General features: G+C 40.2%; 8 protein-coding genes. All 8 read right to left on the reverse strand.

What is annotated here, in order from left to right; all coding sequences use genetic code 11:
• Positions 1-37: 37 nt before the first annotated feature.
• Positions 38-289, reverse strand: a complete 252-nt coding sequence (locus DPV85_RS09690) for a DUF2681 domain-containing protein (RefSeq protein WP_053085468.1) — start codon at positions 287-289, stop codon at positions 38-40.
• Positions 282-521 carry a DUF2644 domain-containing protein gene (locus DPV85_RS09695; RefSeq protein ID WP_049370707.1) on the reverse strand — a complete coding sequence of 80 codons (240 nt, stop codon included), beginning with the start codon at positions 519-521 and terminating at the stop codon, positions 282-284. The genes DPV85_RS09690 and DPV85_RS09695 overlap by 8 nt, the downstream gene beginning before the upstream one ends.
• Positions 518-859 (reverse strand): hypothetical protein, encoded by a 342-nt coding sequence (locus tag DPV85_RS09700; protein WP_049370709.1) that lies wholly within the window; start codon positions 857-859, stop codon positions 518-520. Before DPV85_RS09700 ends, DPV85_RS09695 begins: the two co-directional genes overlap by 4 nt.
• Before the next feature lie 148 nt (positions 860-1,007).
• Complete coding sequence (locus tag DPV85_RS09705; protein ID WP_049370711.1) at positions 1,008-1,229, reverse strand: hypothetical protein; 222 nt, start codon at positions 1,227-1,229, stop codon at positions 1,008-1,010.
• A gap of 2 nt (positions 1,230-1,231) precedes the next feature.
• Positions 1,232-1,783 (reverse strand): N-acetylmuramoyl-L-alanine amidase, encoded by a 552-nt coding sequence (locus DPV85_RS09710; protein WP_111327856.1) that lies wholly within the window; start codon positions 1,781-1,783, stop codon positions 1,232-1,234.
• A gap of 78 nt (positions 1,784-1,861) precedes the next feature.
• Positions 1,862-2,299, reverse strand: a complete 438-nt coding sequence (locus tag DPV85_RS09715) for a hypothetical protein (RefSeq protein WP_111327857.1) — start codon at positions 2,297-2,299, stop codon at positions 1,862-1,864.
• A 105-nt stretch (positions 2,300-2,404) separates the two neighbouring features.
• Complete coding sequence (locus tag DPV85_RS09720; protein ID WP_111327858.1) at positions 2,405-2,785, reverse strand: Mor transcription activator family protein; 381 nt, start codon at positions 2,783-2,785, stop codon at positions 2,405-2,407.
• A 152-nt stretch (positions 2,786-2,937) separates the two neighbouring features.
• A partial coding sequence (locus DPV85_RS09725) for an HI_1489 N-terminal domain-containing protein (RefSeq protein ID WP_111327859.1) occupies positions 2,938-3,467 on the reverse strand: 530 nt, incomplete at its 5' end.

The raw sequence follows: 3,467 nt of genomic DNA on the forward strand, positions 1-3,467 counted from the left end.
ACGGCTTGGATAAATAAGACCGAATGCTGAACATCCGCTAGTCTTCACGGAAATAACCTTTTGACTGCAGCTGCTCATCAACAGACTTGCTAGACAAAGTGCGGTTAGTTTCAGTAATGTTTTTTGCTGTATTTGCATTTTCTAACTCCTGTGCGACTGCGGCCGCTTCACGTTTTACGAATTCGATCTCTTCTTGTTGCTTGCGAATTTTTGCCGCTTGCACGCGACCATGGATAAAAACACCAGCCAAAACGGCGAAAGCCGCCCCTACAATATAAAGATTAATCACCGTTACCCCCTTGGCTATTGCGGTTTTGCATTGCGTTGGCGAAGCCTTTTGTTGCTGCACCACCGCCACAAAAGAGGGCGAATGTCGTGAATAATTCTGGTACATAGGAGCGATTTAACCATACGCAAAACACCAAAATCCCCGCCATGAGAAGAGCTCCAAAGAACTGGATAAATGCCGTAGTCGATAGACGACCGTCGGCGTTGGTAATCAAATCACTCATTTTTTTCATTCTTTTCCCTCAGTAAAATAATTATGTTTTGAGATCATATAACCAATGAAGGTTAAAATTGTTGCACATAAAAAATATCCGTAGTACGCCAGCATAATTCCAAGCAACGTATTAGCTATGATTTCCCAATAAAATCTAGCTTTGGTGTATTGATGTTTAGGTTCAGGAAAACCAATAGAAATCACCAATACAGAGAGCGCAGTAATGAAGTAAAAAAACAATTCGTAAGATTGAATTAAGTTTTTGATGTTAAATTCATTTGCGGCAATAAACCCCAAAAATATCAACCCATCTAAAATACAACTAAAGTGAGTTAATCCTATGATTTCTCTTTTCATTAGTAACTCCAATACAAGTAAAAACCTTGTGCAGCTGTTGTGCCGCCATTGATTCTGCAGTTACGCTTTGCATTGTTACTTGGCTTGCAACGTGGGGCTTTGTAGTTCTTCCAATATTTAGGAGAGGTAGTGTTTTTTACGCGTTTGCTCATTTTGGCTCCTGAATGAGTTGGCATTGATAGATATTACCGCCCACTTTAAATTTGCCGTAACTCTGGCAGGTGTTTTGAATGTCGATCATTGTGATGATAACGACAAAACAACATACCGCTCCGCCGGCGCACAAAAGTGCCGCAAACTCTTGGTCTATAATTAGTAAAATAACGGCTACAAAGACGAACATGCCTAATAAAAACATTGCAAGTCCCATATTTACCCCCGGAATAGATGGTCAACGTTAATCACTTGCTCGCTATCCAACCACGACCAAACATCAAAACAAGGACAGTCTTTAATCCACTCACTCGGAGTGATTGTGCCGTCGCCATTAACGTCCGGACTCAAATCACGATGTCCACAAATGCGGGCGCTGGGGTGTTCGCTCTCTAGTTTTTGCAATAATTTGTGCAAGGCGAGCCATTGTTTTTCGGTATATTCACCATGGTTTTTGCCGGTTGGGGTAATACCGCCAACAAGACAAATGCCTAGCGAGTGTTGATTATGACCTTTCACGTGTGCGCCAATTTCGCCAACCATTCGGCCTGTTTCAACCGTGCCATCGGTGTCAATTACAAAGTGATAGCCAATGTTAGGCAGATGCGGATTGAATTTTTTGGCTAAAATTGGGTCGCGTTTAAAGCCGCGTTGTGAGTGCCAGTCATTAATACGTTGAGCGGCGGTTTGATTAACTGTTCTGAGTTGCTTGCCGTTACGAGTAGCGGAGCAATGGATCACAATTTTTGTGATAGGTAAGGATAAAGACATAAAAAAACTCCTTTTGTAAGACTAAAAAGGAGTTTAAAACAGGCTCGTTTGTTTTGATTTTAAATTGATTTAAAGACGTTATTTGCGCATAAATTCAAATTCTTTCATTACTTCGCCCATATTAATACTTTCAGGCAGAGGAAGCCCAAATGTGTCTTTATAGTTACCTAGCATTGACACATATTTCAATTCTTCATCATATAGGCTCATAGCTTTACCGTTGAGCGCATAGAAACGCTTAACAGGATCTTTTACTTTATCATAATAAAAAACATACAACGATGATGGCGCTTGCCCAATTGCAATGTAATTGCAAGCTAGATAATAATGCTCTCCAATTTTTCTACTTTCACAAGTCGCAGATTTATCACTGCCTTTAGGAAGTAGTTTATAAAGATTTAGTTTTACATCTGATATTTCTGATGATGTTGGAGCATTTAGGTCTTCATCTTCGGAACAGGCGGTCAATGACCAAGCTAGCACACCAGCAAAAAAGGCACATAGTAGTTTTTTCATGTTTTTTTCCTTAAGTTATAAATGGTTCGGCAAAATCATACTCCAATAAAATTTATTTTGCTCATAAAAAACGCCCTTTCGGACGTTTTTTGTCATTTTTATCGGTTATGAGTTACCGAACATATCAAACTGGCGTCTTGCGATTTCTTCTTTTGTGATTTTTTTCACTATCTGATAAATCCACTGCATTGATACGTTGTATTTTCGTGCGAGTTCACGGTGATTTGTGCCGTTGAATTCTTGATAAATCTTCCGGTCACGCTCGTTTAGCAATAAAACAAGGTTGCGTGGAATATAAATCACCTCACCGCCCCAGCATTGCGCGATATGATTTGCCACTTCAATGCTGATTTGCTGGGCGAGTTTTGGCTCAATATCAGCGATTTTTTCTTTGATTTTTACTTCTGTGTGTTTTGCTAAATCCGCCAAAATTTCAGGCGCTTTCTCATTAAACGTTTCAATTTGTTCATTGCTTGCATTCAACATAGCCACCCCTACTGGTTGGACGATCACTATTGTTCAAAATTATAGCGATTTTACAATGCGTTGTGCGGATTATTTTTGTAAGTCAAGTCTTTGTTTAAAGATAATTACTTGATTTATAAATAAAAAACCGCCTTTCGGCGGTTAAAAAAAGTTCATTTTTGCTGTTTATCTTTCCACTTTTTCCATACATCATAGCCTGGCAAGTGTTCCACCGGCTGGCCTAGCTGATAAAAACGCTCAATATATAAAATGGTGTTTTCAATATCATCATTACAGTGATTGGCGCGCTCTGCCTGTTGGCGTTCTGCGTTATTTACGGCAGCCGAGCCTGTACCGGAAAAGAGTGGTCGGTTCGTTTCCATCACTTGCATTAAATAGCGGTGATTGTTAAGCGGGGCGAGATTTAAGCTTTCTCGGCGTTTTTTCTGCACTGAATTGACTGTTTCACTCAAACAGTGGGCTAATAATTGAGAAGGTGGGAATAAATCTAACACTTCGCGCATTAATTTAACCGCTCTTGAGTTGCTTAACGCTGATTTATCCGGGCGAAATAGCGCAATGTATGAAACCAAAGGGCGGGCTACGCCATATTTTAACTCGGTAAGCAGCCCTAAAATTTCGCGCCCCGCTTCATCTTCTAAAAGTTGGTCTAAATGAATATCGGAGTGGCATACAGGACAGC

It is taken from the genome of Haemophilus parainfluenzae, assembly GCF_003252725.1.
Lineage (GTDB): Bacteria > Pseudomonadota > Gammaproteobacteria > Enterobacterales > Pasteurellaceae > Haemophilus_D > Haemophilus_D parainfluenzae_L.

What these genes read in the sequence shown, in the direction of transcription:
- DPV85_RS09695 (WP_049370707.1), bottom strand. Translation starts at nt 521, where the DNA reads ATGAAAAAAATGAGTGATTTGATTACCAACGCCGACGGTCGTCTATCG.
- DPV85_RS09700 (WP_049370709.1), bottom strand. Translation starts at nt 859, where the DNA reads ATGAAAAGAGAAATCATAGGATTAACTCACTTTAGTTGTATTTTAGAT.
- DPV85_RS09705 (WP_049370711.1), bottom strand. Translation starts at nt 1,229, where the DNA reads ATGGGACTTGCAATGTTTTTATTAGGCATGTTCGTCTTTGTAGCCGTT.
- DPV85_RS09710 (WP_111327856.1), bottom strand. Translation starts at nt 1,783, where the DNA reads ATGTCTTTATCCTTACCTATCACAAAAATTGTGATCCATTGCTCCGCT.
- DPV85_RS09715 (WP_111327857.1), bottom strand. Translation starts at nt 2,299, where the DNA reads ATGAAAAAACTACTATGTGCCTTTTTTGCTGGTGTGCTAGCTTGGTCA.
- DPV85_RS09720 (WP_111327858.1), bottom strand. Translation starts at nt 2,785, where the DNA reads ATGTTGAATGCAAGCAATGAACAAATTGAAACGTTTAATGAGAAAGCG.